The 26619-nt window shown below is 44.6% G+C and carries 25 protein-coding genes and 2 pseudogenes; 12 read left to right on the forward strand and 15 right to left on the reverse strand.

Annotation, left to right across the window (positions count from 1 at the left end; translation table 11 throughout):
- Positions 1-92 precede the first annotated feature (92 nt).
- On the reverse strand, positions 93-833 hold the full coding sequence (locus tag AAFP14_RS13810; protein WP_341732823.1) for an LmeA family phospholipid-binding protein: 741 nt from the start codon (positions 831-833) through the stop codon (positions 93-95).
- A 275-nt stretch (positions 834-1108) separates the two neighbouring features.
- On the opposite strand from AAFP14_RS13810, the gene AAFP14_RS13815 reads away from it, so the two are divergent.
- From AAFP14_RS13815 to AAFP14_RS26690, 5 genes and pseudogenes are all read left to right on the forward strand, one after another.
- Positions 1109-2518 carry an HD domain-containing phosphohydrolase gene (locus AAFP14_RS13815; protein ID WP_341732882.1) on the forward strand — a complete coding sequence of 470 codons (1410 nt, stop codon included), beginning with the start codon at positions 1109-1111 and terminating at the stop codon, positions 2516-2518.
- A gap of 116 nt (positions 2519-2634) precedes the next feature.
- Positions 2635-3225 (forward strand): pentapeptide repeat-containing protein, encoded by a 591-nt coding sequence (locus AAFP14_RS13820; RefSeq protein ID WP_341732824.1) that lies wholly within the window; start codon positions 2635-2637, stop codon positions 3223-3225.
- Positions 3226-3380: 155 nt separating this feature from the next.
- Positions 3381-4136: an LmeA family phospholipid-binding protein gene (locus AAFP14_RS13825; RefSeq protein ID WP_341732825.1), complete on the forward strand. Its 756-nt coding sequence runs from the start codon at positions 3381-3383 to the stop codon at positions 4134-4136.
- Positions 4137-4465: 329 nt separating this feature from the next.
- Positions 4466-4759, forward strand: coding sequence for a DUF1816 domain-containing protein (locus AAFP14_RS13830; RefSeq protein WP_341732826.1), 294 nt, complete (start codon positions 4466-4468; stop codon positions 4757-4759).
- A gap of 58 nt (positions 4760-4817) precedes the next feature.
- Positions 4818-4904: pseudogene (locus AAFP14_RS26690) on the forward strand (formyltetrahydrofolate deformylase); the annotation flags it as partial.
- A gap of 99 nt (positions 4905-5003) precedes the next feature.
- Here the strand turns inward: AAFP14_RS26690 and AAFP14_RS13835 are convergent.
- Positions 5004-5849, reverse strand: a complete 846-nt coding sequence (locus AAFP14_RS13835) for an energy-coupling factor ABC transporter ATP-binding protein (protein WP_341732827.1) — start codon at positions 5847-5849, stop codon at positions 5004-5006.
- A 16-nt stretch (positions 5850-5865) separates the two neighbouring features.
- On the opposite strand from AAFP14_RS13835, the gene AAFP14_RS13840 reads away from it, so the two are divergent.
- Entirely contained in the window at positions 5866-6798 is a 933-nt protein-coding gene (locus AAFP14_RS13840) for a LysR family transcriptional regulator (RefSeq protein WP_341732828.1), read from the forward strand.
- A gap of 19 nt (positions 6799-6817) precedes the next feature.
- On the opposite strand, the gene AAFP14_RS13845 is transcribed toward AAFP14_RS13840, so the two are convergent.
- Together AAFP14_RS13845 and ispD are read right to left on the reverse strand one after the other, a co-directional pair.
- Positions 6818-7483, reverse strand: coding sequence for a Uma2 family endonuclease (locus AAFP14_RS13845; protein ID WP_341732829.1), 666 nt, complete (start codon positions 7481-7483; stop codon positions 6818-6820).
- Positions 7484-7745: 262 nt separating this feature from the next.
- Positions 7746-8441 (reverse strand): 2-C-methyl-D-erythritol 4-phosphate cytidylyltransferase, encoded by a 696-nt coding sequence (ispD, locus tag AAFP14_RS13850; protein ID WP_341732830.1) that lies wholly within the window; start codon positions 8439-8441, stop codon positions 7746-7748.
- 173 nt (positions 8442-8614) lie between these two features.
- Between ispD and AAFP14_RS13855 the strand changes: the two genes are divergently transcribed.
- Both AAFP14_RS13855 and AAFP14_RS13860 read left to right on the forward strand, forming a co-directional pair.
- Positions 8615-9577: a glycosyltransferase family 9 protein gene (locus AAFP14_RS13855; protein WP_341732883.1), complete on the forward strand. Its 963-nt coding sequence runs from the start codon at positions 8615-8617 to the stop codon at positions 9575-9577.
- 266 nt (positions 9578-9843) lie between these two features.
- On the forward strand, positions 9844-10422 hold the full coding sequence (locus AAFP14_RS13860) for a D-glycero-alpha-D-manno-heptose-1,7-bisphosphate 7-phosphatase (protein ID WP_341732831.1): 579 nt from the start codon (positions 9844-9846) through the stop codon (positions 10420-10422).
- A gap of 531 nt (positions 10423-10953) precedes the next feature.
- On the opposite strand, the gene AAFP14_RS13865 is transcribed toward AAFP14_RS13860, so the two are convergent.
- The 4 genes and pseudogenes from AAFP14_RS13865 to AAFP14_RS26695 all read right to left on the reverse strand — a co-directional run.
- Positions 10954-11739 (reverse strand): PspA/IM30 family protein, encoded by a 786-nt coding sequence (locus tag AAFP14_RS13865; RefSeq protein ID WP_341732832.1) that lies wholly within the window; start codon positions 11737-11739, stop codon positions 10954-10956.
- 294 nt (positions 11740-12033) lie between these two features.
- Positions 12034-12738, reverse strand: coding sequence for a PspA/IM30 family protein (locus AAFP14_RS13870; protein ID WP_341732833.1), 705 nt, complete (start codon positions 12736-12738; stop codon positions 12034-12036).
- 126 nt (positions 12739-12864) lie between these two features.
- Positions 12865-14196: a hypothetical protein gene (locus tag AAFP14_RS13875; protein ID WP_341732834.1), complete on the reverse strand. Its 1332-nt coding sequence runs from the start codon at positions 14194-14196 to the stop codon at positions 12865-12867.
- Between the two features lie 268 nt (positions 14197-14464).
- Positions 14465-14594: pseudogene (locus AAFP14_RS26695) on the reverse strand (transposase); the annotation flags it as partial.
- Positions 14595-15105: 511 nt separating this feature from the next.
- On the opposite strand from AAFP14_RS26695, the gene AAFP14_RS13885 reads away from it, so the two are divergent.
- Positions 15106-15396 carry a hypothetical protein gene (locus AAFP14_RS13885; RefSeq protein WP_341732835.1) on the forward strand — a complete coding sequence of 97 codons (291 nt, stop codon included), beginning with the start codon at positions 15106-15108 and terminating at the stop codon, positions 15394-15396.
- A 122-nt stretch (positions 15397-15518) separates the two neighbouring features.
- On the opposite strand, the gene menB is transcribed toward AAFP14_RS13885, so the two are convergent.
- Positions 15519-16352, reverse strand: coding sequence for a 1,4-dihydroxy-2-naphthoyl-CoA synthase (gene menB / locus AAFP14_RS13890; RefSeq protein WP_341732836.1), 834 nt, complete (start codon positions 16350-16352; stop codon positions 15519-15521).
- Positions 16353-16440: 88 nt separating this feature from the next.
- Entirely contained in the window at positions 16441-17049 is a 609-nt protein-coding gene (locus AAFP14_RS13895) for a TerB family tellurite resistance protein (RefSeq protein WP_341732837.1), read from the reverse strand.
- A gap of 237 nt (positions 17050-17286) precedes the next feature.
- Here AAFP14_RS13895 and AAFP14_RS13900 point away from each other — a divergent pair, with 237 nt between their 5' ends.
- The 3 genes from AAFP14_RS13900 (at position 17287) to AAFP14_RS13910 (ending at position 19117) form a co-directional block, all read left to right on the forward strand.
- Positions 17287-17787, forward strand: coding sequence for a nucleoside deaminase (locus AAFP14_RS13900; RefSeq protein WP_341732838.1), 501 nt, complete (start codon positions 17287-17289; stop codon positions 17785-17787).
- Positions 17788-18011: 224 nt separating this feature from the next.
- Positions 18012-18686 (forward strand): lysophospholipid acyltransferase family protein, encoded by a 675-nt coding sequence (locus tag AAFP14_RS13905; RefSeq protein ID WP_341732839.1) that lies wholly within the window; start codon positions 18012-18014, stop codon positions 18684-18686.
- A gap of 50 nt (positions 18687-18736) precedes the next feature.
- Positions 18737-19117, forward strand: a complete 381-nt coding sequence (locus AAFP14_RS13910; protein WP_341732840.1) for a hypothetical protein — start codon at positions 18737-18739, stop codon at positions 19115-19117.
- 423 nt (positions 19118-19540) lie between these two features.
- Here the strand turns inward: AAFP14_RS13910 and AAFP14_RS13915 are convergent, their stop codons facing one another.
- The 5 genes from AAFP14_RS13915 to AAFP14_RS13935 all read right to left on the reverse strand — a co-directional run bounded on the left by AAFP14_RS13915 (position 19541) and on the right by AAFP14_RS13935 (position 26012).
- Complete coding sequence (locus AAFP14_RS13915; protein ID WP_341732841.1) at positions 19541-20305, reverse strand: ABC transporter ATP-binding protein; 765 nt, start codon at positions 20303-20305, stop codon at positions 19541-19543.
- A gap of 353 nt (positions 20306-20658) precedes the next feature.
- The gene (locus AAFP14_RS13920; protein WP_341732842.1) at positions 20659-21360 is read right to left on the reverse strand and encodes a Uma2 family endonuclease; all 702 of its coding nucleotides are present in this window, start codon (positions 21358-21360) and stop codon (positions 20659-20661) included.
- Positions 21361-21765: 405 nt separating this feature from the next.
- Complete coding sequence (locus AAFP14_RS13925; RefSeq protein WP_341732843.1) at positions 21766-22206, reverse strand: HNH endonuclease; 441 nt, start codon at positions 22204-22206, stop codon at positions 21766-21768.
- 7 nt (positions 22207-22213) lie between these two features.
- Entirely contained in the window at positions 22214-22468 is a 255-nt protein-coding gene (locus AAFP14_RS13930; RefSeq protein ID WP_341732844.1) for a hypothetical protein, read from the reverse strand.
- A 28-nt stretch (positions 22469-22496) separates the two neighbouring features.
- Entirely contained in the window at positions 22497-26012 is a 3516-nt protein-coding gene (locus AAFP14_RS13935; RefSeq protein WP_341732845.1) for a HEAT repeat domain-containing protein, read from the reverse strand.
- Positions 26013-26619: the final 607 nt, after the last annotated feature.

Below are 26619 nucleotides of genomic sequence, written 5' to 3' on the forward strand. Positions count from 1 at the left end.
GCAATACACACAGTTAATTAAAATATAAAAACAGAGATAAGTTAAGATACCCGACTTATTTGAAAAGTCGGGTATCTGCGTATTCTGTATTTTTATGTAGGAAATTTTACTACTTTTGCTAGAGCATTCAATGTCAGCAAACCAGCTTCCACATTAAGTTGCTGAATTTGCAGGGACATTCCCTCCAATTCAAAATTTCGCAAGTCTAAAACTTCACTGGCTTTGGCAGCCAACGCTACGGTCAAATCCGGCGAAAACTCCTGGTTTTCCGGGTATTCCACATCCTGAAGAGAAACAGCGCAACCGCCCGCATCTATCTGAGGTTTGGCTGTAAAATAAATCCTTTCCTGAGAATCCGTCTCCCGTACCAATACCTGCGCATCTAAAGCGATTTTTCCCGATGACAGCAACTGACACTGCACAGATTGAATGTCAATTGTCAGGGTTTTTCCATCGCGCTTAACTTTTAATTCCCGCAGTTTCTGGCTGATATATGCTGAGTTAAAAGCGCGGTTGATGTCGCTTTCTGTTAAAACTGCACGCGCCGCACCCATCGCTGGCCCGTTTAGTTCAATTTTGCCAAACATCGCACTGAGGGGGTTTACAGAAATATCGTTTACTTTTACTTGCAATTGGGCCACGCGCAAGTCTTGCTTGAGCACCAAACCTTCACCGTCGATGGTGACTGAATCTACCTCGCCCTGAGCTAACTGCATGGGCTGGGTTTCGACGTTGACTGACAAACTTTCTGATTCGTCCAGTTGGCTAGAAATCGCAATTTCAACTACTTTGTCGATCGCCTGTTCCCCTAAACTCCGCTCTGGTTGAATCACGGTTTTATTTCCCAGTATTGTTTTAAAAATAGTAGATAATAGCTAAGTTATCTGGAGTCTTCCTCAAGACAGGTTTCCCCAGAAAAACATATCAGCAACAGACACAGATTGTAGAAAAAGTTGCGCTCGCTAGCTGGCTCCAGTATCAGCCAGGGCCTTGGAAAGCTGCTATTGGGGGGGTGAAAAATCCCAAATTTCCCTCTCGAAAAATTGATATTTTCCAGAAGTGCGATCGCCCGCTACAATGAATGAAGAAGCCGGCACCGCCTTTTGTAATGAATCCAGAATCAACTCTCGCCAGATTACAAGCTACACTTCCCGACAATAAACTGCCTTCTAGCTACGGCGTTTATTTCAAAAATACCTTAGTAGCCCTGTGTCACGCCCTAGAAGACCACATCTTGCAAACCAGTGGCGGGGGAGAACTAGAAGTTAAACCCCTAGTGTTGGTGACATTCCAGCAGGGAAAATGGTATTTGCAAGAAGCCGATCGCTACTTTGATATTGCTAAGGCATCTCGACAGGTTGTCATCGGTGCAGTAGCCGACAGCGGTTTTGCAAACCACAAAACCGGTCAATTAGAAAATGTATCTTTAATAAATCTCGATCCGATCGACCCCATAATCCAGGAATGGAATTTAATTATCCTCGCCCCAACCTACAAAGCCATGGTGCTTTGTCGCGAACTTTCACACCAAGAATACCAGCCCCAAGGTAAGCCAGAAATCGATATAGAAAGAAAATTCTACGGCTTGTGGTCCTTTGACCAATCTTTGGTGTCGGAGGCTGCAAAAATTTTTATAGAACAAACGCGACATTACGATACGGCTTTGGCAGACCAACTGTTGCAACTTTACGGAGAAATCCTCACCACCGTAGGCCCACCCCTAGCAGACATTAGCGGGGTAGTGTCGCGGATCGTGACTTACCTGCAAAGTTCTCAGCAGCAAATGGTGGCAATTAACCGCCAAACCCGTGACTTATGGGAATTGGAAGGTCAAGCCCTGCGCGTTAGCCGCAACTTGAACGCCAATAAACTTCAAGCTTTTCTGCGGATGGCCCAGCGCGTGGATGAACGCGATACCGCAAATCCCACCGCGTCTTTGCAAGTGGCCGCATTGTCGGAAACTTTGGGTCAACTTCTGGATTTGCCCGCTTTACAGTTGCGGCGGTTGCGGTTGGCGGGATTGCTGTTTCGAGTCGGGTTAGTTTCCGCCCCCAATGAGGTGTTTACTCAAACTCCCGATCGCTTTGACCAACAGACTCTAACATTTTGGCGCGATCGCAGTTTCATCGGTTCCCAACTGTTGCAAGCCATGCCGGAACTATCACCTGTAGCCGAAATTGTCAAGCATAAACTCGAACACTGGGACGGCAGCGGCAGGCCAGACGGTTTGCGAGGGGAAGAAATACCCATCTCTTCCCGGATTTTGGGCTTGGTTGCGTGTTTTCAAGACTGGACTCAAGGGCGGGGCGATCGTCCAGCTTTGGGTTTGACAGCAGCTTGGGAAAAGTGCCGGGAAATTAGTGGCAGTCGTTTCGATCCAGCCTTGGTGGATACCCTCGGCAACGTCGTGAGGTTGGCAGAAATGGGTTTGATGGAATTACCAACTCGCCCTAGTCAATTACCTAATGTCTGGTTGGAGGATGTGGGCGATCGCACTCCCTCGGTAACTGCAACTTAAATTGCCAAACCAATAACCAATAACCTTTCGACTTCGCGATTAAGTCAGCGGAGTCGAAGGCCATGGCACCGCCCATAACCAATAACCAACAACCAATAACCAATGACCAATAACTAATGACTAACATAGAAGCCATTTGCAAAGGCAAAATTAAAATGCTGTCGGGCTATCATTTAGCTGGCGCTGACTTATCGGGAGCCGAACTCGCCGATGCCGATTTGTCTCAAACTAACTTGAGTGGAGCTAATCTTGCTGGTGCGAATTTGCAGCGTGCCATCTTGCGCGCCAACCTGCGAGGCGCTGATTTGAGCGGCGCTGACTTGCGAGGAGCAGATTTGCGGAATGCTGACTTGCGTGGAGTCTACTTTGGGAATGCTCAAGTTGGTGACACCAGTTTTGGGGGAGCTTTTTTGGCTGGGGCGACGATCGGGAATTTGGATTTGAGCGGTGTCGATTTTCGCGGCGCCGATTTGCGGGCTGTGAATTTGGCGAGGGCAATTTTGCACCACGCAGATTTGAGTCATGCCAATTTGTCCGGCGCCGATTTGTCCGGTGCGGACTTGGAAGAAGCTATCCTGAATGGAGCCGTCATGCGTGGCGCTAATCTCACAGGTGCTAATTTGCTCTGTGCTGCGATCGAACACACAGTCTGGGATGGAGCATTACTCGATCAAGCCTGTCTCCAAGGCACCCCCCTGAGCCTGTAAAATTCTAGAATGTCCTACACGCTGGCGTACTCGAAGTTTTATTTTCCAGACCCAGCCAAAAAACAATTCATTCTTATAATGTACATAAGCACAAGCTATTTTAACATTTCTTAATAGGAGGTTATAATAGCCAATGTAGATGAGCAAACGAATAAATGGTAGCAGCTTTGTTTAGCGGTACATCCTTTCAAGGTCAAAGTGGCGATCGCCTTGTCAGCAAAGTAGCAGGAGCTGCGATTGCGGCCTTATTCAAACGTTCGGAACAGGCCCAAGCCAATATCCGAGTCGAGCCTGTAGCCAAACTCTTGCAGGGAAGCATCGACGGTTTCGACTTCATTGGCAAAGGAATGTTAATGTACAACGGTCTTCGCATCGAAGTAATGGAACTCTACTTGCAAGCACTCTCCATTGATTTTGGGGCAATTTTTGCAGGTCAAGTTAAATTACGACAGCCTACCCAGGCAAATATGCGAATAGTTTTGAGCCAATCAGACTTAACCACCTCATTCAATACGCCTTTTGTAGTTGAAAAATTACAACGGCTCAATTATCAAGACCAGTCTCTGCATTTTCAAAACACCGAAGTCAGCTTTGGTGCTGATAAATCGATTCGCCTTCAGTCCGAAATTACCGTAGGCGATGCTGGCGAACCAGTCAAGATAGATATTACTGCTCAACTGCAAGTCGAGGAACGACGTAAAATCCAATTTGTCAGCGTTTCTTACGGCGGCGACGAGCAAGCAGTCAACTTGGGAAAAGCGATAATTGCCCACGTCAACAACTTGCTAGATTTAGACAAATTTGCTCTCGAAGGCACTCAACTACGAGTAGACAGGTGTCGAGTCCAAAACAACGAACTGGTTTTTTATGGTTGGGCTGGGATTGACCATTTCCCCAAAGGTAAGTCCTAAGCTTCAGCCTTCTGAGTTCTACCTAGTAACCGGCTTTGGCAAAAGACAATTATTCAGCAAGCAAACAACCCGCACAGGCGGGTTTTGCTTTAGATTTGAGATTATATCGTTTTTGGTAGCATTGGAATGATTTAACCACAGAGAACACAGAGGACACAGAGGGAGAGAATAGAGGGATGAATAATTCAGATGCTACCGGATTTGAGATTACACGCAAAGTGAGACGGGTTGCTGATTCAATTGAGTCAAAATCAGCACAGAGGTTGATTCGATCGCCTAAATTGCCTTGATAAATTTAAATAATACATAAATCTACCCCAAGAAGAACAATGCTCGGATTTTATTTATTCTTTATATGTGTTGTAGTCTTGTGCCTCGTTGCCCAGCCCACCCAGAGTCAAGGACAAGAAAAATGGTGGGTAGAAATTATTACCAATTTTCCCCGCTGCACTTACTATTTTGGTCCCTTTGACAGCGATAAAGAAGCCTTAATCCATACTCCAGGCTATATCGAAGACTTGGAAAGCGAAGGAGCAAAAAGAGTTAGTATAATCATTAAACGATGTCAGCCTTCCCAACTCACCATTTGCGAAGGTGAAGTCTCCGAAAGAGTAGCAGATTAATCTGTTTGAGAGTTGACAACAGTGCGAGCAACACTAATCCCCAGGACTTTGACTTTCTATGACACTTCCTACAGCAACTCTTTTGATTGCTTGTCCAGATAGACGCGGTTTAGTCGCCACCTTTGCCAACTTTATTTATCAGCATATAATTGGGAGTAAAACAGTGGTTTTTGAGTGATAAAAATCATACATAACATCAATTTCGGAAACCAATAATCAATCACCCAGAACCTAAAACCCATAACTAAAGTCGCCGATTTTGTAAAATTTGTTGTTGCCATTGCTCAAAAGTGTGCATTTGTGAGCTATCATTTTTCTCAACCATAGCCCTCATTTGCTCCATCAACTCCATCGCCAGGGGTACACCAAGCTGCAATTTCTCCAAAACCTCCCGTTGAGCAAAAACGCTTTCCGGTGTTCCTTCTAAAATCAGTTGTCCCCCATCCATCACAAACACCCAATCAGCCCAGCGATAAATGAAATCTAGATCGTGACTTGCTAAGAGAATTGTAGTACCACGAGCGTGAATTTCTTGGAGTAAACCGATGAGTTGTCCCGTATGGCGCGGATCGAGATAGGCTGTAGGTTCATCTAATAGCAGTAATTTGGGTTTGAGAACCATGATATCAGCGATCGATACGCGCTTTTTTTGTCCTAAACTGAGATTGTGAATTGGTTGAGTAGCTAATTCAGTTAAATCAAATTGCTCGATCGCCTCCTGAACCATTCTAGCAATATCCGGTTGGGGCAAACCCAAATTGTACAACCCGTAGGAGATATCTTCTTCCACCGTCGAAGCAACTAATTGATGTTCAGGATTTTGAAATACCAGCCCGATTTGTTGGCGTAATTGCATCAAATATTTGCGCTCGTAGTTGAAGGGTTCACCTTCCCAGCTAATGATTCCCCGTTGCGGTTGATACAAGCCATTTGCTAATAGAAAAAATGTAGTTTTGCCACAACCATTTTGGCCGATTAGCCCGCAACGTTTCCCGGCGGGTACTTTGAAATTTAAGCCATGAATTACCGCTCGCGAACTACAGGGATAGGAGTAACAAGTGTCATGGAATTCCAGAATAAATTTAGACATATCAGTTATTGGTTATATGAAAGAAATCAATACGCGACGGATGAAACTCTCTCAAATTCAGGCTTTAATAGCAGTAGCAAATTGTGCAAACTTTAGCGAAGCAGCTTTGCAATTAGAACTTTCCCAGTCAGCAGTCAGCCACGCCATCGCCACTTTAGAAACCGAATTGGGAGTGCAGCTATTTCATCGGGGGCGACATGGTGCTCAACTGACACCTGTGGGAGAAAGGATAGTGACTCACGGGCGTCAAATTGTGCGATCGTTAGAACATATGGTCAAAGAAGCGGATTTAGAAAAAGGTTTACAGGGTGGTCAGGTACGGATAGTTAGTTTTCGCAGTGTTGCCACTCATATCCTACCGCGTATTATTGCTAAATTTCGCGATCGCTTTCCCAAAATTGCCGTCAGCATTACCGAAGTCTATTATACGCAAGCTGTGGAAGAAGCTTTGCGATCGGGCAAAGCAGACATCGGCTTTGTTTCTCTTCCCATCTCCGATGAATTTGAAACAAGGGAAATCTTGCGAGACAACTATCTGGTTTTATTGCCACCGACTGCGAAATGTAAAAATGCTAAGATTACCTGGGAAGAATTAGCGAATTACCCGTTGATTTTGCAGCCGCCAGAAACAGCTTGTTCCATACCACTTCGTAAGTATTTAGCAACTTCCCCTTGTCCCCTAAATATCGCTTACGAACTCAGCGAAGATTCAACTATTGTCAGTATGGTACTACAAGGTTTGGGTGCAGCAATTCTGCCTCGTTTGGCGGCGGAACCCATACCTGCTCAGGTGAAAATTTGTAGTTTCCCCGCGGATTTTCAGAGGGTAATTGGAGTGGCTATTTTAAGGGAGGGGCTGTTAATTCCAGCCGTGTTTGCGTTTTTGGATTTAGTTACCAGTGTGGCAGAGATTGACAGTGGGGGCGAATTTCCGATTAATCCTTCTTGAATTGATTATTAGTTATGGGTTATTGATTATTTAACTGATTAGATTTAGTCATCTCTTTTACCCAGTTGCGGAAATTCACCTCTGCTTCTACCTCATCTAGCTGCGCTGCGGCCAAAAATTCGTAGAGCTTTTCTTTGGGGAGAATCGGAAAAGTGGGGCTGACAGACACTTCTAAATACTCAGAGTTTTCTAGCTGATAAATCCGCCATTCTCTACCATTGTATCTCCAAAACTCCGGTACTCCCATACTAGCATAGAGAGCTAGTTTATTAATATCAGTATGGGTGATATCTACTTCTACTACTAAATCGGGTGCTGGATCGGTGGCTAAATCTACGGTACGACCGGCTACGAGGGGCTGATTTTGGATGTAATAGGCATTGTCTGGTTCTGCACCGCGTTCTAGGTCCGATCGATCTAAGGTTGTAGAACCCATTGTTTTAATCTTCAAACCTAGTTCTACAACCAAAATCCGAATCAGTTGTTCGATTAAGCATCTCGAAAATTCGTGTTCTTGTAAAGGCTTGGTAATTTCTAAAGTCCCTCGATCGAATATCAATCTAGCCGCTCGGTTATCGCCAAAAATCTTGAGCAGTTGTTGATAACCCTCCCAACTAATATCTCTAAACACCACTCGCTGTTCGCCTAGGGTTAACGGTGGTGCGATCGGCACAACAGAAATCATATGTTTATTTCCAGCTATGATATTTATAGGATAACACTATCGATTTTAGATTTGGTAATTGGTAATTGGTAATTGGTAATACCAATTTTTTATGAGGCAGATCCCGAATCTGATCCCCCCTAGCCCCCCTTAATAAGGGGGGGACAAGATTCTTCTCTTTCGTCCCCCTTCTTAAGGGGGATGCGAGGGAGATCGAGATCTGTGCAACGACCCATTAAATTTGTATAATTGGTAATAACTGCCAACTACGAACTGCCAACTCTCACCTGTCAACTGTCAGTGTTCTCTGACGCAAAATAAATTCAGCTAGTGCTAAATCAACGGGAGTTGTCACCTTCAAATTAGTCTCTTCTCCCTCGACAATTCGCACTGGTAAACCGCATTTTTCAAACAAAGCGGCATCATCGGTAACTTCCCAACCTTTTTCTCGCCCTTCTTCGTGACACTTTTTCAATAGTTGCACTTCAAATCCTTGGGGAGTCTGGGCCGCCCACAAATTGCTTCTTTCCGGTGTGTCTCGCACAATTAGACGCTCATCCACCACCTTAATCGTATCCTTGACCGGGATGGCAACAATCAAGCCGGGACAGGTCAAAAGTGCCTCGGCGGAGCGATCGAACAATTCAGCAGTTGCCAAACATCGCGCCCCATCGTGAATCAACACTCGATCGCTCTCTGGTGGCAAACTCTGCAAACCGTTGTAAACTGACTCTTGCCTGGTGGCACCACCTTGAATCAGTTTCACAGGCTTAGTCAAAGATAAATCGCTCAAAATTGCTTCAAAATCGGGAAAATCATCAGGCTGGCCCATGATACCAATCCAGGTAATGTGCCGCGAAGCCTCAGCCGCCGCCAAAGTCCAACTCAACAAAGGTTTAAGAAGCAAAGTCAGCAGCAGTTTGTTCCGCTGACTACCCATCCGTCGCCCCGAACCCGCCGCAGGAATTAATAAGTGCATTTACTAACCGTTTTTAACCCAACTACATATATATAATAAGAGCGTCCTGTACTCTTCAATCAGTGGTTTAGTTGTCAGCCCGTAGCTTTTAAGGTCTAGAAATACTATAAGCTGATAGCTGAAAGCCGATCGCTGAGAGCTACTTTGTATAAATAATAGTCCGATCGTTTATGATGCGAATACTAGCACTTGTCCCTGGTGGAATTGGCGACCAAATTTTATTTTTTCCCACTCTTGATGACCTCAAACAGTGTTATCCCGATGCTCAAATTGATGTCATGGTGGAACCGAGGGCAAAAAGTGCTTACCGAGTCTGCAAGTCGGTCAAAGAAGTCTTGACTTACAATTTCAAAGACCGGAATGCGATGGCGGATTGGGGTAATTTGCTAGGTGTAATTCGCGATCGCGAATACGAAGCAGTGATTTCCCTGGGTCAGCGTTGGACTGTCGGACTTTTGCTATGGCTGACGGGCATTCCCAAGAGAGTTGGCTATGCCGGAAGCAATAATAGTTTATTTCTCACCAATCCCGTACCGCTGAAAACACAACAGTACGCAGCTTCAATGTACCACGATTTGCTGCAAGGATTCAACATTAAAAATCCGTGCCCTGCGATCGCAATTAATGTACCAAAACAGGACATTCAGTGGGCGGAAGCCCAACAGCAACAGTTGGGGATTAAAGAAAGTGGTTACATTTTAATTCACGGCGGTTCTAGTCAGTTAGCTGTGTCTAAAGGTATTGACAAAATTTACCCGATCGACAATTGGAAGCAAATAATAGAAGATTGTCAAAAGCGACAGCCAAATTTACCAGTTGTGGTGGTTCAAGGGCCAGAAGATGCTGGTTTTGTGGCCAAACTAATCAAGTTGTGTCCCCAGGTGAAAGTGACATCACCCGATGATGTTGGCAAATTAGCGGCGATGATTGCTGCGGCTAATTTGATGATGTGTACAGATAGTGCGCCCATGCACTTAGCTGTAGCGGTTCAAACTTATACAATAGCTTTGTTCGGTCCCACCGATCCAGCAAAATTGTTACCTAAGAGCGATCGATTTTTGGGCATTAAATCTCCTACGGGGAAGATGTCGGACATTTCTCCAGAAGATGTTTTAAAGAAAGTTTGGGGCGGCTAAAAACTAGGATATCTTAGCTGATGCAAGCTGGTTCCCCGGCTCTGTTAGCTGGTTCCCCGGCTCTGCCTGGGAACCCATATCACTCTTGCTCTGCCTCGGTTATCTAGGCTTCACAGGAGGCAAAGCCTGGGGACGAGGAAACTGTCAACTGTTTAAGTTACCGCCTGCGTATTTCTCCGAGCAATTCATCAGCCCAAACTCTATTGCCTCTTGCAGCCTGCGAGTACCTAGCTGCCCCAGCAAATAGCAATCTTTAGTAAATAACCATGAAACCAGCAGTATTTCTCGACAGAGATGGTGTGTTAAATATCGAAGCAGGCTACATCCACAAAGTAGAAGATTTGCATTTAATCCCTGGAGTAGCCCAAGCTGTACGCAAATTAAATGACCAACAAATATTTTGCTGTCTAGTTTCCAATCAATCGGGCCCGGCCAGGGGATATTATCCGGTTAGTCATGTAGAAGCTTTGCACGAACGGCTCTGTCAGCTATTAGACCAAGCAGCCGGAGCCAAATTAGATGCTCTTTATTATTGCCCTTATTTGAGTGAAGCAGAAGGGGGAACTAACCCAGAATTTACGCGGTATACAACTTGGCGCAAACCGAATACAGGGATGCTGGTAGCCGCTGCTTGGGAACAGGATTTAGATTTGCGAAATAGTTTTATGGTGGGGGATAAAGCAACAGATGTAGATATGGCTCATAATGCTGGTTGTACTGGTATTTTGGTGCAGACTGGTTACGGTGAAAGTGTGTTGAATGGGGAATATCAGCATCATACTAAACCGGATTTTGTTGCAGAAAATTTAGCGGTTGCGGTGGAATGGATTTTGCCTAAACTTTGATTGTTTTTAGGCTATATGCCACGTTATTTATGAGATAGCTCACGCTGAATTCCTTTGTTGAGAAGTGGTTTCAACCGCCTATGGTTCTAGATTTGCCTCGGTTTTTGGCACTCAACTGCTTAGCAATGAATGTATAATAATGCAATGTAAAAAAAACATTAATCACACAAAATCCCAAGGTTAAAATAAAGACAAAAAAAGACATCAGTGAAAGTCCAGAAGTAATTTTGAATAGGGCAAAAATGCTTGAGCAAAGCCCAAAACCAGAAGCAACAGAACTGAGAACTAACAACTGCACTTTCGACATAATTTTATTTTTAAATTTGCACTTAAAATTGGGTTTTGCACTTAAAAATTAGTGCTAAATGATACTTACTACTATATAGCTAAATTGTCATGTTTCGGTAAGATTTAGTCCGGCTGTAGCCGCCGATCGCCAATCAAAAAGCTCCGACCTCCACAAGCTATGTGCTTTAGAGAGACGGAGCGATCGATCGCACCATCAGAGAAATCTGTGAGTTTCGATCCAGATTACATTTTATTGAGCTGCGATCGTAATTCTTCCAACTCAGCGTCAATCACCGGACTCGATTCAGAGGTGTTAGTCGCAGCAGTTTTACCCGATGCTGGTAATTGAGGTTGAGATACAGAACTTCCAGCAAGTTGGGCTTTCATTTGCGCCAACTCGTCATCGACACCCCCGCCACTTTCGAGCAAGCGGAACTGTTCTTCCAAATTGCTACCACCAGCGGCTAGTTCTGCTGACGCCCCGGCGCGAGCTTCAATCTGCAAAACTTTTTCTTCCATGCGATCGAACGCAGCCATGGAACTGCCAGTATTCAGAGAGCCAATGGTGTTGTTGAGTTGTTCTTGAGCTTTCGCTGCGGATATTCTCGCCTTGAGCATATCCTTCTTTGTCTTAGCTTCTGAAATCTTGCTCTCCAAACCGATCAAGTTGCGTTTGAGACTTTCCACCTGAGTCGATTGCTGTTCTAGGCTAGCTTTTAGAGTAGCAGCCGTTTCAGCATGAGACTTTTTGCGTACCAGTGCTTCGCGCGCCAAAGCCTCGTCACCTTTTTGCAGAGCAAGCTGAGCCCGCTGCTGCCATTGGTTCGACTGGGACTCAGCTTGATTGTACTGAGTCTGGGTGCGCTTTTGAGTGGCGATCGCCGCGGCCACGGCTTGACGCAACTGCACCAGGTCTTCCTGCATATCCGTCACAGACTGTTCTAAAATCTTTTCCGGGTCTTCAGCTTTGTTCACTATGTCGTTAAGATTGGCTCTGACGACTCGGCTAATGCGATCGAATAATCCCATAATCCTATTTTTCCTTGGTGAGGTGTACGAAGTAAGCGGAAAGCAGGCTTTAGGCACTAGCCTGCGGTTTTGAAATTCGGTTGGTCAGATTTTTAGTGCGATGATCTAGCCTTGGGCAATTTTTGCAAACATATTAATCTAGTTTAAAGGGATCTTCCTAAGTGGTGTCGCCAAGCTTTGCCAGCTCTATCTACTGAGTTTAGCTTTGATCCGGGAATTCCCCAACTCGCTTCGAGCTATCTGTAGCTACTGCAACAGCAGTCTCAAATAGGATGGATGCTCCAGGCTTCACCTTCAGGATGTGGGTGAGTCCGCCGATGGTAACTTAGGCGTATTATTGCCCGGAAGCATTTGCGCTTTCATTGCCGCCAACTGTGCATCGACATCGCCACCACTTTCGAGAGCCAGAAACTTCTTTTCTAAGTCATTGGTGCCGAGTTCTGCGATCGCCTCAGAGCGAGCTTCTAGCTGCATAACTTTCTCTTCCATCCGTTCAAAGGCGCTCAAACCACTACCTGTATTGAGATTACCCATCATTTTGTCTAGTCTTTCCGAGGCGGCAGCCGATCGAGCTCTGGCAATGTACATATCTTTTTTCGATTTTGCCTCGGAAATTTTATTTTCCAGTGCCCGCATATTTTCTTTAAGTTTAGTGACCACAACTTTCTGCTGTTCCAGACTAGCTTTCATCGTGATAGCCGTTTCTTGATAGAATTTCTTGCGAGTCAGGGCTTCCCGTGCTAAATTTTCCTCGTTTTTTTGCAAAGCTAACTGTGCGCGCTGATACCATTCTGTGGCGGTGGACTCCGCTTGGGAATACTGCCGTTCCGTGCGTTTTTGCGCAGCAATTGCCCCAGCCACAGCTTGTCTGAGCTGCACTAAATCTTCCTGCATATCCATGGTTGCCTGTTCCAAAATCTTCTCTGGATCTTCCGCTGCTCCCACTAAACTGTTAATGTTGGCTCGAATTACTCGCCAAAGGCGATCGAATAATCCCATCTTGCCTTTCTCCAAATTTTCAATTCTAAATTTTATGAATAGGAATTAAGAATTAAAAATTAAAAATGAAAACTTTTAAATTATGCTCTCTTTTAATTTTTAAATTTTTAATTCCCGCTGACTAATTTAAGGCTGATAGTATTGCGGATTCAACCCTTTTGCTTGCAGCTCTTTCACCAAAAGTTGTGCTGAGGCCGCATCGTTCAACGCTCCCATTTGGATCTTGACACCCTTTGAAAATTTCCGCACGTAGGCATCTGGTACTGCAATTCTGGCTTGCTCTAGGGATTTGGCATCGGTGTAATCGACAACCACGTAATAAAAACCGTCGCTAGCCCTTGCAGGGCTTCCCAGTGTGGCTGCGGGGGCTGGGGATGGCACAGCAGGAGATGCAGCCGCAGGAGTTGCTGAATTCGACGCCAATGGGGAAGGCGTTGGAGGCAGTGTTGGCAATGTTGGGACTGTTTGTGCCACATTAGTCGGACTCGGAAGCAACGCCGTACTGAGATTGTTCAGTCCTTTTTCCTTAATTGTTGGTGGGTTGCCGTCTTCTGTCGGGATGGGGACAGCCCCGCTGGAGTCGCTGACTGCTGCTGGAGTGGGCGGGATTGAGGCTTTGGGAGAGGGGGAAGCAATGGGGCTGGCGGTGGGCTTGACATTGCTCAGGGTACTTAAGTCTAGCTCGATAAATTCCTTGGAAACCAGATTAGGAGCTTTTGGTAGTTCCTTGCTTCCGGTATCAGTTACTTTACTAGCGCTACCTTGGGTCTCCGAGGGTGTGTTGCTTCCCACCAAACGGTTGAGGCCTACCATTTTAGCTAGACTTGATGGGTAAAAGACTGCGTAGCCCAAGGCTGTACAGGATAGCAAAAACAGCAGCATGGAACTTAGTCCCAAGGGAGTCAACAGACTGGCTGCTAAACTTCTTTCCTCGGTCGCCTCGGCTGTTGGTGAGTCCAAACTTTCGATCAGTTTTTCGCTAGATTCGAGATATTTGTTTGGTGGTGGGGTGCTGATAAATGGTTTTATAGGTTGGCTCCCGCCGGCAGTAGTTGTTCTTGGGGTCTCACCAGGGCTACCGCCAAGGGATAGGGGTATCGAGAATGATTGCTGGGTTGGCTCCGCAGCCGTTAGTGGTTGATTTTGACCAGGCTGTTGGTTGGTTGTTTCTGTCTTGGTACTGGGACGCACGGATGGAGACACCCACTGTTCGGCTCGTCGCCTGTGTCGTCTATATGTTGTTAGTTCTGTTTCCAGGTTTACATCCAAGCACCCCAGCGCTGCTTGTAAAGCAGGATTGATAGGGGTTGAAGATGATTGATGATTTGGGGATTCAACCGAAGAACGCTTACTCATTAGTAAAACTCCTGCCGCCTCTGAATTAATTTTAATGTTTTGACACTCCTCAGCATAAAGGCGTGAGGATTCTTCGTTCAAAGACTTAACTTGCTTAGACAAGATTGCTCCAGCCTGAGTAGAGGTCAAATCTCCCGAAGCGTTCGGATTTAAAATCCAGGTTCCTACATGACCTGTAGTACCCAAGGCTAAATTCAGGATGTTAAGTGCCGCATTCCAATCTCTATCTAATTCAAGTCCACACTGACAATTGTGTATTCTAGTGAACTATAAGCCCGCTCGACAGAGGCTTGACAACCATGGGCATTTAAAGTTTTGACAAACGAAAATTTAACCCTCAGCGCTGTGTTGTAGCGATAAGGCTCTTTCTGTCCAACACCTCTGTTGTCCATCCAGTAACGGATGCACTTGTTGCGGACAAATTGAGCGGTTCTAATCGCCTCATCTATTGCTGTATATTGGGTTGTTTTTCCTTTGGCTTTAAATTCCAGAACGATCATTTGACGTGGAAAAACTTGCTCGGAAATATCCTAGCACAAAAAGTCGCCCGCTTATGGGCGAGGCTTGAAACCCCATTTTTTGGTCAATAAGACTACAGACAAATAACTAGGAGGCGATAATATAGAGAGTTTCGGTAATTGTTGATTGCGATGCCTATGTCCCCGGATTTTTCACTAGCTGTCTATCTTGTTTCTGCAATCTAACGTACAGATTACGAAAACCAAAAATATGGTATCGGTGGTGATTTATAAAATCTATTTTTTGTTCCCCATTTATGCTTTATCTTGATCCCTGTGGGTTTATTAACTTTTTTGCAGCTTTTTTATATCTAAAATGAGGCACTACTAAATCTATTGTTTCTATATATAACAGAATTATAAATAAATTATAAAATTAAATTATGGTTCGGGGATCGCTAAACAGCAGACAGGATAAGGGCTGGGATGCTCTAAGACCTCCTAGCTCAACAAAGGAGAATTAGAGATGAAAATGAGAAACCCAAGAACTTTTATGAAAACTCCCTTAACTTCAGCTTGCCGTCACTGTCGCCACTATCTGCCAGAAGGAAGACGGGGTGGTCTGTGTCAGCAGCTCAGCGTTTCGGTTCAAGGTCAGTGGAAAGCTTGTTCTTTGGCGGTTTCACCATTTGGGTCTGCTTGGGAAAAGATCGAAGAACTTTCACTATGGCAGGAGCAGATGGTTGCTTTTCCCTCGCCAGCCCTCACTGCTGCCGATCGCCAAAGTTGTCAGTTAACAGAGACAACCTTCACCGAAACATCAGTTCCCACCATTTCAGTTTAGTTGGTCGGCAGCAGCACAACTAAACTGGTAACAACGGCATCGAACTCCTTTAATTCCAGCTACGGATCGTCAATCAGAAATATCTGCGACATCAGCCCATAAAAAACTTGTTTTCGCTGGAATTACGGTAGCCAAGGATACTGACTAAAATCCGGTTCTCGCTTTTCTAAAAACGCTTGTTTGCCTTCTGCTCCTTCTTCGCTCATATAATATAGTAAAGTCGCATTTCCTGCTAGTTCTTGCAGCCCTGCTTGACCGTCACAGTCGGCATTAAATGCTGATTTCAGACAGCGAATGGCGATCGGACTTTTGTCTAAAATTTCCGAAGCCCACTGAATCCCTTCTGCTTCGAGTTGTTCTAGGGGAACAACACAGTTGACTAAACCCATTTCTAAGGCCTGCTGTGCGTTGTACTGGCGACATAAAAACCAAATTTCTCGCGCTTTTTTTTGTCCCACAATTCTGGCGAGATAGCTAGCCCCGAAGCCTCCGTCGAAACTGCCGACTTTTGGGCCAGTTTGTCCGAAAATTGCATTCTCCGCAGCGATGGTTAAATCGCAAATTAAGTGCAGAACGTGACCACCGCCGATCGCGTAACCTGCTACTAGGGCAATTACCACCTTCGGCATCGATCTAATCAATTTTTGCAATTCCAGCACATTTAAGCGGGGAATGCCACCGTCATCTACATACCCGGCTTTACCCCGCACGCTTTGATCCCCACCCGCACAAAATGCGTATTTTCCGTCCGTGTGTGGCCCTGCACCGGTCAACAGAACCACCCCAATTGTGGTGTCTTCTCGCGCGTCTATAAAGGCATCGCACAGTTCAGAGACGGTTTTGGGACGAAAAGCATTGCGCTTGTGGGGTCGATTGATGGTAATTTTGGCGATCCCTTTACTTTTGTGATAGATAATATCGGAGTAGGTTTTGACGCTTTGCCATTCAATTTCCATAGGTACGTAGGACGCTTTTAATTACTCAAACTTTTAATTATATTCCATTTGCGTTCTCCGGTAACTGCCAACGCTGACATTTTAGTCACTATGTCGGTAATTGTTGCTGCTCTAAAAGAGAAAGTAAGTGCTTGGCTGAAGCCGCAAACACTGGTTCCCGTGACTGGAATTCGATCGGAGACAGTAGTTCTTTAACTTCGGCAAAAGCTTCGGGGTCTACAGTTCCTTCTTTGGTAAATAAAGCATCTATGGTGGCAATATGTCTGGGGTCGATGCCGAGTCGCTGTCCCGTGGCCGTTAGGTACATTTGCTCCCGGAGGTCGATGCGTCCGTCTGCTGCTGACATTTCGTAGCCGAAACAGATGAGCAACAGCTTTTCGGAATCGGAAAACAATGCTGTGAGGGTTAGCAGTTCTGTGGGATTGAAATATACTTGCTGTTTTGAGATGCCAGTGACAATCCGCTGAATCAGTTCTACTCGATCGCGATCGCTACTAGCAAACACTTTTAAGGTTTTTTGCAACCGTTCTTCTTCTTCCAGGGCGATGGTCTTGTCAATAATCATCACTCCCCGGAGAATCGAAATTAGAGCGGCCAGGAACACGATCAGCCCAGTGACATCTGCTTCACGCAGCTTTTGTCGGCTGATGCGGGACAACAAATCAATGACTTCAGCGCTAATGACAGTGGTTTCCATAATTTTCAATTATTCCCGATCGAGTTTTGCTGTAACTTTGCTTGGTTTATTTTAAGTGTTTCTAGTTATGTAACTATCCCCTAAATTTCCCAACCAAGCTTAGTTAATTCCCTAGGATACTTGTACCTGACCCAATATTGGATAGCTGGAGTTGTCTGAGACATTTTCAGTCTTTAAGTGTTTGGATTTATCTAGGTATAATATTACTCTCACCTTCAAATTTTGTTGTGCCATACTGTGAATTCCGAAACAGAACCTTTATTGATTGGCGATCGTAATTATTCCATTCACCGGCGGTGGATGAGTAGAGCTGTGGAACTCGCCCTTGCCGCAGGCGATGCCGGTGAAGTGCCCGTCGGTGCTGTGATTGTTGATGGCAGTGGTAAGTTGATTGCACAAGCCGAAAATCGGCGAGAGCGAGACTGCGATCCCACAGCTCATGCTGAAATTTTGGCTCTGCGGGCGGCTGGGCAAGTTTTGCAAGATTGGCATCTCCATCAATGCACTCTTTATGTGACGCTGGAGCCTTGCCCCATGTGTGCTGGTGCTATTGTACAGGCTCGGCTCGGTTTGTTGGTCTATGGAGCAGATGACCCAAAAACTGGTACGATTCGGACTGCGGGGAATATTCCAGATAGCGCCTATTCTTGCCATCGCTTAAAGGTGCTCGGCGGGATTATGGAGTCTGTTTGTCGTCAGCAGTTGCTGTCTTGGTTTGAATCCCGCAGAAAAATTTAAACTGTAAAAATTTTACTTGTGTAATTAACTGAAATAATAGATCCTTAAGTGTTCGATCGCCCAATGAGCAAAATGCCAATAGCCAAAGTGTCCCGCTCAAAAGACGCAAAATGTACTAAACAACTTATGTTTAGACCTGAGAACTCTCTAAAACAGCTTAATTGGTATAAGCCATAAAGCCACCATCGCCCTTAATTCGAGTACCTCATCAAAGAGTGAAACCAATGCCTGCCAAGGTAGCATCTAATACATCTCGCGTTTCTCCTTGGTTAACTTCCTTGCTGTATCCGTTAGGTCACTATGTTGTCCTGCCGTCTTATTTTGGCAAGATACACATCGCAGGACAGGAAAACTTGCCCAAGGACGGGCCTGTAATTTTAGCACCGACGCACCGTTCCCGGTGGGATGCCCTGATGATGCCCTATTCTACAGGACAAAAAGTGACTGGACGAGATTTGCGCTTTATGGTAACAGCCGATGAAGTGAAAGGACTGCAAGGGTGGTTCATCAGGCATTTGGGAGGTTTTGCTGTGGATATCCGGCATCCCGCCATCAGCAGTCTGCGTTATGGCGTAGAATTGCTCATTGCCAAGGAAATGTTGGTCATTTTTCCCGAAGGCGGAATTTTTCAGGATGGTGAAGTTCACCCGATTAAGCCTGGATTGGCTCGTTTGGCACTTCAAGCCGAGTCGAGTGTACCCGGTTTGGGGGTAAAAATTGTACCGATGAGTATTCGCTACCGCCCCCGCGTTCCTCGATGGGGTTCTGAGGTGAAAATTGCCATCGGTTCTCCACTTTTGGTGATGGATTATGCTAAATCGGCTAGCAGCAAAAAAGAGGCGCGATTGTTGACGGCTGATTTGGAAATGGCTCTCAAACATCTTGATGAAAGTAGTTAGTTGTGATTTGTTATTTGTTATTTTGCATCATGTTGGGTAGGTGAGAATCAATGGGTTTTGGTTTGAACTTTAAGCCTGGTCAAATTGTCAGTTTAGAGTGTGGAGATGCGTGTCTGCATTCCGAAGTAATTCAGGTGGTTGAGGCGCGTCAAGTTTGTTGGGTGCGCCCTTTAATGTTAGTTATATTCTCGTCACCACAGGATTTGGGCGATCGCCTTTCCCCAGAATACAGTTTGTTAGATTTGCGGGATGGTTCGGATTTGCTGTGGCCTTTGAATTTGTTTCGGGCTGCTTTAGATACAGAAGTCATTGCGCTATTGACTCAGTTGCACTCTCTGGATTCTGAAAAAAAGGATGGGGTGATTGCATCTAGGCAACTTCGGGATTTTGTCGATCGAGTTTGGACAGCTTTTCCCACAGCTTTTCATTAGTTATTGGTTATTTGTTATTTGTTATTTGTAACAGATAACTAATAATAACTAACCGAACGCACGCAACTACGGCGCGGCGGTTCCTGCTGTTATGAAGTACAAAAGCGGAGTCCATCACATTTTTGTAGGGGAGAAGCATTCGCGCCCATATCCTATAGATATATCACAGATTTTCAACGCGAATGCTTCGCCCCTCTAGGCGTGTTTCCCAAATCAGGATGCTTCGAGGAGCAATTAATATCAATTCCTCTCTTCATCGGAATTATTCATTTCTCTCCGATCTCTCTGTGTTCTCTGTGCTCTCTGTGGTTAAATCATGACCATGCAACGGTCAACCATATAACAAACCAATTTATTAAATGTTGAGGATTCATTAAGTGTGTCGCTCTTGCAGCGGGAACCGCTGTAACTAATCACAAAATTTTAAAATACCGCGTGGGAAAGTTCTTCAGGGTTGAGATTATTGTGAATTACTTTACCATCGCGGAACCACACAACTCGCCGAGTTTGGCGCGCCACTTCCGGTTCGTGCGTTACCATCACCACTGTCATGCCACTTTCATTAAATTCTGTAAAGATATCCATTACTTCTTGGGTGGTTTTAGTGTCTAATGCACCTGTAGGTTCGTCTGCTAGTAATAATACAGGACGATTGACTATGGCGCGCGCGATCGCCACTCGTTGCTGCTGTCCTCCTGAAAGTTGATTTGGTTTATTTTGCAGCCGACTTTGCAAGCCTACCTTCGTTAAAGCGTCTACAGCCCGATCCCGTCTTTCGGTTGAAGCAACACCGGCATAAACCATCGGTAACATCACATTTTCTAATGCTGTTAACTGAGACAACAGGTGAAATTGCTGGAAGACAAAACCTAATTTTAAATTCCGAATTCCGGCCAAGTCTGATTCGGGCATTTGGGCGACATCTACGCCGTCTAGGTAATAACTGCCGCTCGTAGGTCGATCGAGACAACCGATAATATTCATAGCTGTAGATTTACCAGAACCCGATGCGCCCATAATCGCACAATATTCTCCCTGTCTCACCGTCAAGCTGACACCGTTTAAGGCGCGAACTTCTAAGTCGCCAACCCCATAAACTTTGGTGATATCTTCGAGACCGACAATAACTGGTTTTGAGAGGACTTCCTCGTTGACTTCTTGGTAGGTATCGGTTTGTAGTTCAGGCATTTGTTTTTATGTGCGATCGACACAACTAACTACTAACTTAACACTTCTGAGCGGTTTTCGGGGGTGGAAGGGCGATGTTTAGACGGTTGCGGGACTTACGCAGGGGTAGTCAAAAACCGGGTTTTTTGACGTAATAATTCGTTAGAGCGCGCGGAAACGATAAAAACCCGGTTTCTTTGGTGTGGGTGAGTAAGTCCTAAATTAAACCTCTTGCAAAAGTCAAATTTACCCCCCTTAGTCCCCCCTTATTAAGGGGGGAAACAAGAACAATCTTGCTCCCGGACCTTAGTAAGGTCCGGGTTGGGGTGGGGTGCTTTGGATTTTTGCAAGAGTTCTCTTAAACAATTTGTGGCTTAAATGCGATCGGGATCTATGTTCAATTCGCGCAATTTTGCGGCCAAACGTTCGGCTCTTTGAGATTCTTGTTCAGCTCTTTGAGCTTCTTGTTCGGCTCTTTGAGATTCTTGTTCAGCACGCTGGCGGTTTAATTCACCCTGTTCCTCCAATTCCGCATAAGAAAGAAACCTTTGTCCATCTGGCCGATAAATTTCTAGCCCATCTTCGCCCAACTCAAATCTTACTCCCAATCTAGGACTAATCCAGCCCTCCATCGGCTCAATTATTTCTAAGTTTCCTTCAATTCTTTGCCAACCACTCAAATCGTTGTTTTCTGGATCGTAAAGGTAATATTCCTCAACTCCATAGCGATTGTAAAATGCAAGTTTTTTGTACATCTTGATTTGGCGATCGTTATGAGAGCGAATCTCAAATACGACTTGGGGAGCAATATTCTCTTCGCGAAATTGCATATAGGAAGGCCGATCGCCCTTGGGTCTACCAAATATTACCATTGTATCCGGTGCTTGAGAAATATCTGGTCTACCTTCAACTGGATACCACAGTAAATCGGCTGCTATAAAGACGTTTGGGTCATTTTTGAACAGCGATTCGCAGCCTTCTTGAATTTTGACAATTAAATCAAATTGAGTTGTACTATCTGCTATTGGTTGACCGTCGCTGGATGGATAAATAATTTGTTCATTCGTGACTTGCATTGTGGTTGTGTCCGAGAACTATGTAGGTTTAATTATACTAGATTGGGTGATATTTATTGAGTTATATCAATTCCGGGTGCGCCGGAATGATATAGAGGACACGGCAGTGCCGTGTCCCTACACGCGATACCCGTAGGGACACGGCACTGCCCATTGGTGTCAACTTAAGGTCAAACCCAGTCAGAGAATGTTGTTTGACGATTAAGGCCAGATCCCCCCTAACCCCCCTTAAGAAGGGGGGGACAGGAGTCCGATCAAAGTCCCCCTTCTTAAGGGGGATTTAGGGGGATCTAGACTCAGGTAAAAACCAGATTTCTCAGGGCTTTCAGGCTTAAGTTGACACCAATGGGCACTGCCGTGTCCTAATTTTCGCTACTAATAATTCCGACGCTACCGGAAACGATATTACTGAGTCATCCGTTGTTGCGCGGCTGGTGACGGATATGCACCAACTTCTATCAAAAGTTGTCGCTCTCTAATCCGCTCATTATGATTAAATTCTAGAATTCTTGCTGTCACTTCTCCAATATCTGTTATTGGTTGAATCGCAGCTTTATCTAAGCGAAAATGTTCTCCCCAAGAATCTCTGCGCGGATTGAAAAAACGCACTAATTCTCCAGTGCGCCAAACAATTGAGCCTAAATCGGTTCCTTTCTGGAGGTTGCAGAAAATACAAGCATAGGCGAGGTTATCGGCTGTTGTTTCTCCACCATGTTTGATGCTGATGATGTGGTCAACTTGACAGCCGGAACTATCTGCTTCTGTAATTAAGCAGTATTCGCAAAGTCGATCGGCACGAACAGCAACTAAGCGTCGCAGTTCGACATTAATATAAGGACGAGACATAAAAAACTTACTCTTTAACGATGTGTTTGCGAGCGACTGCTTTGATTAACCTCAACAGATGTTCTACTACTAGAAAATTGTCTAATTCGATTTTATCCTCGCGGGTCAAGCCTTCATTGTTGTGTGCGTAAATTAGGTCGGCGATATGTTCTTTTGCTTCTTCGGATAGTTGAAAGTTGATGATGCTTTCGGGAGTGGTTCCCGCAGCAAAAAACTCTACTATTTCTGAATATGCTTGGGGAATCTTAGTGGCTACAGTCATAATTGATTGCTCCTTTTTTTCGTTTATATCACAACTTGCCTAATTTTGCCAATTGTTTCTCGGCAAAGTTGCGGACTTTTTCATCTGGATCGTTGACAAATCGATCGCGAAGTATTTCTAATGTTTTTGGGCGATCGAGGTATTGTTTAACCATGATTTTAAGTGCTGTTTTTCGCGGGTTAATTTGAATGTGCGAATTACCTTCAAAAGGATCATTTATAGCAAGATCGCACAATAATTCAAATATTTTATTTTCATTTTTCCACCCCTGTGATAATTCTTCGATTGCTGCATCTCGCACAAACGAATTATCATCAGATTGAGTAAGTTGTTTGAGCCAAGGTAGGGTTTCGGGAGCATCTTTCCACCCCCGTGCTAATTCTTGGATTGCTGCTCTTTGCAGGAAATGATTATTATCAGATTGAGCGCATTGTTTGAGGATAGGTAAGGTTTCGGGGTCATCTTTCCACCACCGTGCTAATTCTTGGACTGCTTGTCGCACAACCCAAAAATCATCAGATTGAGTACATTTTTTGAGAAGAGGTAAGGTTTCGGGGTCATCCTTCCACCACCGGGCCAACTCTTGGACTGCTGCTTGTTGCACAAACAAATCATCATCAGATTGGGCTATTTGTTTGATTATAGGTAAGATTTGTGGGTCATCTTTCCAGCCTCGTGATAATTCTTGAAGTGCTGCTTGTCGCACATGATGACTCTTATCACATTGAACACATTGTTTGAGCCAAGGTAAGGTTTCTGGGTCATCTTTCCACACCCGTGATAATTCTTGAACGGCTGTTTCTCGCACATGATGATTCTTATCACATTGAGCATATTGTTTGAGCCAATGTAAGGTTTCGGGGTCATCCTTCCACCCCCGGGCTAATTCTTGGACGGCTGTTTCTCGTACCTCGAAATCATCACTAGATTGAGCTATTTGTTTGATTACAGATAAAGTTGTTGGGTCATCTTTCCACCCATGTGCTATTTCTTGGACTGCTGCTTGTCTTACAAACGGACTACCATCACTATCGTCAAATTGAGTCCGTTGTTTGAGCCAAGGCAAGGTTTCTGGGTCATCTTTCCAGCCCCGTGCTAATTCTTGAACGGCTGTTTCTCGCACACCTAAATCATTAGCAAATTGAGCCTGTTGTTTGAGCCAAGTTAAGGTTTCTGATTTGTTCTTGTACCCCCGTACAAATTTTTGGACGGCTGCTTTTAGCACATCTGAATAATCATCAGATTGAGCTAATTGTTTTAGCCAAAGTAAAATTCCCGGGTCATCTTGCCAAGTAAAGCCGATCGCATTTACTGCTTGAGTGCGAATTTCCTGAACTAGATCTGCTTCTTCTTCATAACACTCATAATGGTAAATGAGATCGTATTTGGTTAACTCTTTTAATCGTTCAAGCAATTGACTGTCAACGGCAGCAATCTCCTTTCTATCCCTCACCTCATCCAAACACTTCGCCGCCAAAAATAGGTTGGTAAACTTTTGCGCTTCCCCATCCTGAGCCATCAAAAACTGAATCACTTCCCCTGTCAACTTTCCAGCAATTAACCCCGCAATCAAACACAAAACTTCCTGCCAAGATTCATCATCCCAATGCGGGCCAAAAACTTCTGCTTTCAACTCATCCAGCGATAGTTCTAAAGCCTGAACCCTATTCACCACTTGCGATGCACAGAAATATTCCAAGAAAGTTCGATGCACAAACCCGTAACTGTCCGCACCCAAATAACATAAAATAAAGTTGCGAGTTCGCAGTTGATTGATGATTAACTTCCCCCGGTTTCTCGGTTGGTCAAAATCTTTATTTTTCAGATATGCTGTCAGAATATCTTCCAAATCTTCGGCACTAATAATATTGCCAGCTAAGCCTTCAGGTGCTGCTTGCATTTTCCAAGCAACTCGCCGCAGCATTTCTTGCTTGTCTTTGGCATCAATCGTTTTTGGATCGAGTCTGCTATCCTCTACTAAAGACCTTTCCACATCCCATTGATACAGCAATACTCGCGAAGCTTGATTGTAAAGTTCTGCCCTGTCTCTCGGCAATTCTTGACTGCGATTCAAAATTGCCATAATCGTTAACAATAACGGATTTCCGGCTAAATCTTGAATTGTTGATGAATACTCTAGCGCTCTTTTCATCCGATCGCAAATTCGCACTTTTTCCCTAGCATCCGTAAAAGTCAATTCATGCCAGCGGTGCACAAAATCCTGAATCTGTGCGGGATTCAAGTCTTGGAGGATAAAGTGATGAAAGTCCGCATCCTGCAACCGTTGAGGTTTGTAACCAATAATCCGAGAGGTGACAATCACCCGCACGCGCGGATAGTCGTTAGTAAACCGATGAATTGCGGTAATTACATCTTCTCGTTTCCCGGAATCGAAAATTTCATCTAATCCGTCGAACATCACCACAGCGTCGCCGGCTTTAAGTTGTTCGTGCAATTGATGCTGATTCAAGTCACAAATAAAACCTGAGTTTTTATGGCAAAATTCCAGGAAATTCTGGCAATGTCCTGATTCCAGGTTGCGAATGTAAATCCGCAATTCTATTAACAGCGGAATCGGGAGAGATGTTACGCTATTTAAAGGCGATCGCGCCCAGGTTAATGCTAAATATTGTAACAGAGTAGATTTGCCCGCACCCGGATCGCCTAAAATCACAATGTAGGGATAATTTGACTTGTCATTGATGACATCTAACACGGATACTATCGCCTGAGAAAAATAACCGCGTCGATATTTCTCTAGATTCTCAAGTGCGATCGCCTCTAGTCGATCGCTATCTTCCAACCGCCGTTGATGTTCCTTGGGAATTTCGTAAGCTTGGGGCAGAAATGACTCGTAAATTAAGCGCACATCTTGGAAAATAAAGATTTGCCAAACTTTCAGCTTTTCGCGATAATCGTAGGTATTGCTATCGACGCTGCTTAAATCCAGATTGCTGTAACGTTCACACAAAGCCTCTTGATATTGCCTCAAATCAAAATCGGGGATTATCCCAGCAATTTCTTGAGAGTTTTTCTGAATGCTGTCCAGATTTTGAGCATTCAAGATATCCCGCAAGTCTTTTGAGTCAAAGAGAATTTCTTGAACTTCGGCGAGATACTGATTGGCGATGGTTTGCCACTTAAATCTGGCGGGCAAAGCTGCTAAATCTAGTTGAGTCCAGGTTTGTTCGAGAAGTTCTGCATCGAGGGATTCGCGATCGCTCTCAAAGGCCTTACCCAAAATTTCCTTAACTGACTTGTTGCTGATAAACTTTTTAACATCTTTAATATACAGCTTAATCTGGTCTTGGGAAAGTCCGCTGATTTTCAACTGTTGTTGCACTAACTCCAAAAACTTTTTCAGCGCTTTACCTCCTGCGACTTGTCGCGGATCTTTTTCGCCAAATAAGACGTTTTTTAGGGAATCTTTGAAAAAATCTTTAGCAAAATCCTTCGCGCCGTTTACTGCCAACTCTTCTAAGATGGGTTTGACGAGAATGCCGACTCCTTGCGTTACTCCCCAGACCACAAGCCAATCAATCATAAAGCTAGCCCGACCAATAAATTTATCTCTATAATATAGCAATTATCAATGATTTGTGAAGCTCAAACAACTGTAGGGTAATTCCAGTGGGATTGGTGTCAAAAATTGCGTTAAACTCGCATTCAACTTCTCGTTATACCCACAGTCCGGCAGGGGTTCAAACCCCTGCCTCAAAGCGAAAGTCCTCTAAAGAGGACTAAAAAATATCTCTAATAATTTATCTGGGGTAGGCATCCTGCGTACCCCAGACTTGCTTTTCTGGAAAAATCTAAAGAACTTATTAGTTCTCAACCGACAACTTTCGCATAAAACTAAAAAACTTATCAGTCCTCTAAAGAGGACTAAAAAATATCTCTAATAATTTATCTGGGGTAGGCATCCTGCGTACCCCAGACTTGCTTTTCTGGAAAAATCTAAAGAACTTATTAGTTCTCAACCGACAACTTTCGCATAAAACTAAAAAACTTATCAGTCCTCTAAAGAGGACTAAAAAATATCTCTAATAATTTATCTGGGGTAGGCATCCTGCGTACCCCAGACTTGCTTTTCTGGAAAAATCTAAAGAACTTATTAGTTCTCAACCGACAACTTTCGCATAAAACTAAAA

Origin of the sequence: Microcoleus sp. EPA2 (genome assembly GCA_020882975.1) — a bacterium.
Classification (GTDB): Bacteria; Cyanobacteriota; Cyanobacteriia; order Cyanobacteriales; family Microcoleaceae; genus Microcoleus.

Coding starts and splice junctions, on each gene's coding strand:
- AAFP14_RS13830 (WP_341732826.1), top strand. CDS start 4,466: ATGCTCGGATTTTATTTATTCTTTATATGTGTTGTAGTCTTGTGCCTC.
- AAFP14_RS13870 (WP_341732833.1), bottom strand. CDS start 12,738: ATGGGATTATTCGATCGCCTTTGGCGAGTAATTCGAGCCAACATTAAC.
- ispD (WP_341732830.1), bottom strand. CDS start 8,441: ATGCACTTATTAATTCCTGCGGCGGGTTCGGGGCGACGGATGGGTAGT.
- AAFP14_RS13855 (WP_341732883.1), top strand. CDS start 8,615: ATGCGAATACTAGCACTTGTCCCTGGTGGAATTGGCGACCAAATTTTA.
- AAFP14_RS13925 (WP_341732843.1), bottom strand. CDS start 22,206: ATGTCTCGTCCTTATATTAATGTCGAACTGCGACGCTTAGTTGCTGTT.
- AAFP14_RS13845 (WP_341732829.1), bottom strand. CDS start 7,483: ATGATTTCTGTTGTGCCGATCGCACCACCGTTAACCCTAGGCGAACAG.
- AAFP14_RS13825 (WP_341732825.1), top strand. CDS start 3,381: ATGGTAGCAGCTTTGTTTAGCGGTACATCCTTTCAAGGTCAAAGTGGC.
- AAFP14_RS13885 (WP_341732835.1), top strand. CDS start 15,106: ATGAAAACTCCCTTAACTTCAGCTTGCCGTCACTGTCGCCACTATCTG.
- AAFP14_RS13820 (WP_341732824.1), top strand. CDS start 2,635: ATGACTAACATAGAAGCCATTTGCAAAGGCAAAATTAAAATGCTGTCG.
- AAFP14_RS13915 (WP_341732841.1), bottom strand. CDS start 20,305: ATGCCTGAACTACAAACCGATACCTACCAAGAAGTCAACGAGGAAGTC.
- AAFP14_RS13920 (WP_341732842.1), bottom strand. CDS start 21,360: ATGCAAGTCACGAATGAACAAATTATTTATCCATCCAGCGACGGTCAA.
- AAFP14_RS13815 (WP_341732882.1), top strand. CDS start 1,109: ATGAATCCAGAATCAACTCTCGCCAGATTACAAGCTACACTTCCCGAC.
- menB (WP_341732836.1), bottom strand. CDS start 16,352: ATGGAAATTGAATGGCAAAGCGTCAAAACCTACTCCGATATTATCTAT.
- AAFP14_RS13840 (WP_341732828.1), top strand. CDS start 5,866: ATGAAAGAAATCAATACGCGACGGATGAAACTCTCTCAAATTCAGGCT.
- AAFP14_RS13910 (WP_341732840.1), top strand. CDS start 18,737: ATGGGTTTTGGTTTGAACTTTAAGCCTGGTCAAATTGTCAGTTTAGAG.
- AAFP14_RS13935 (WP_341732845.1), bottom strand. CDS start 26,012: ATGATTGATTGGCTTGTGGTCTGGGGAGTAACGCAAGGAGTCGGCATT.
- AAFP14_RS13860 (WP_341732831.1), top strand. CDS start 9,844: ATGAAACCAGCAGTATTTCTCGACAGAGATGGTGTGTTAAATATCGAA.
- AAFP14_RS13895 (WP_341732837.1), bottom strand. CDS start 17,049: ATGGAAACCACTGTCATTAGCGCTGAAGTCATTGATTTGTTGTCCCGC.
- AAFP14_RS13835 (WP_341732827.1), bottom strand. CDS start 5,849: ATGTCTAAATTTATTCTGGAATTCCATGACACTTGTTACTCCTATCCC.
- AAFP14_RS13865 (WP_341732832.1), bottom strand. CDS start 11,739: ATGGGATTATTCGATCGCATTAGCCGAGTCGTCAGAGCCAATCTTAAC.
- AAFP14_RS13930 (WP_341732844.1), bottom strand. CDS start 22,468: ATGACTGTAGCCACTAAGATTCCCCAAGCATATTCAGAAATAGTAGAG.
- AAFP14_RS13905 (WP_341732839.1), top strand. CDS start 18,012: ATGCCTGCCAAGGTAGCATCTAATACATCTCGCGTTTCTCCTTGGTTA.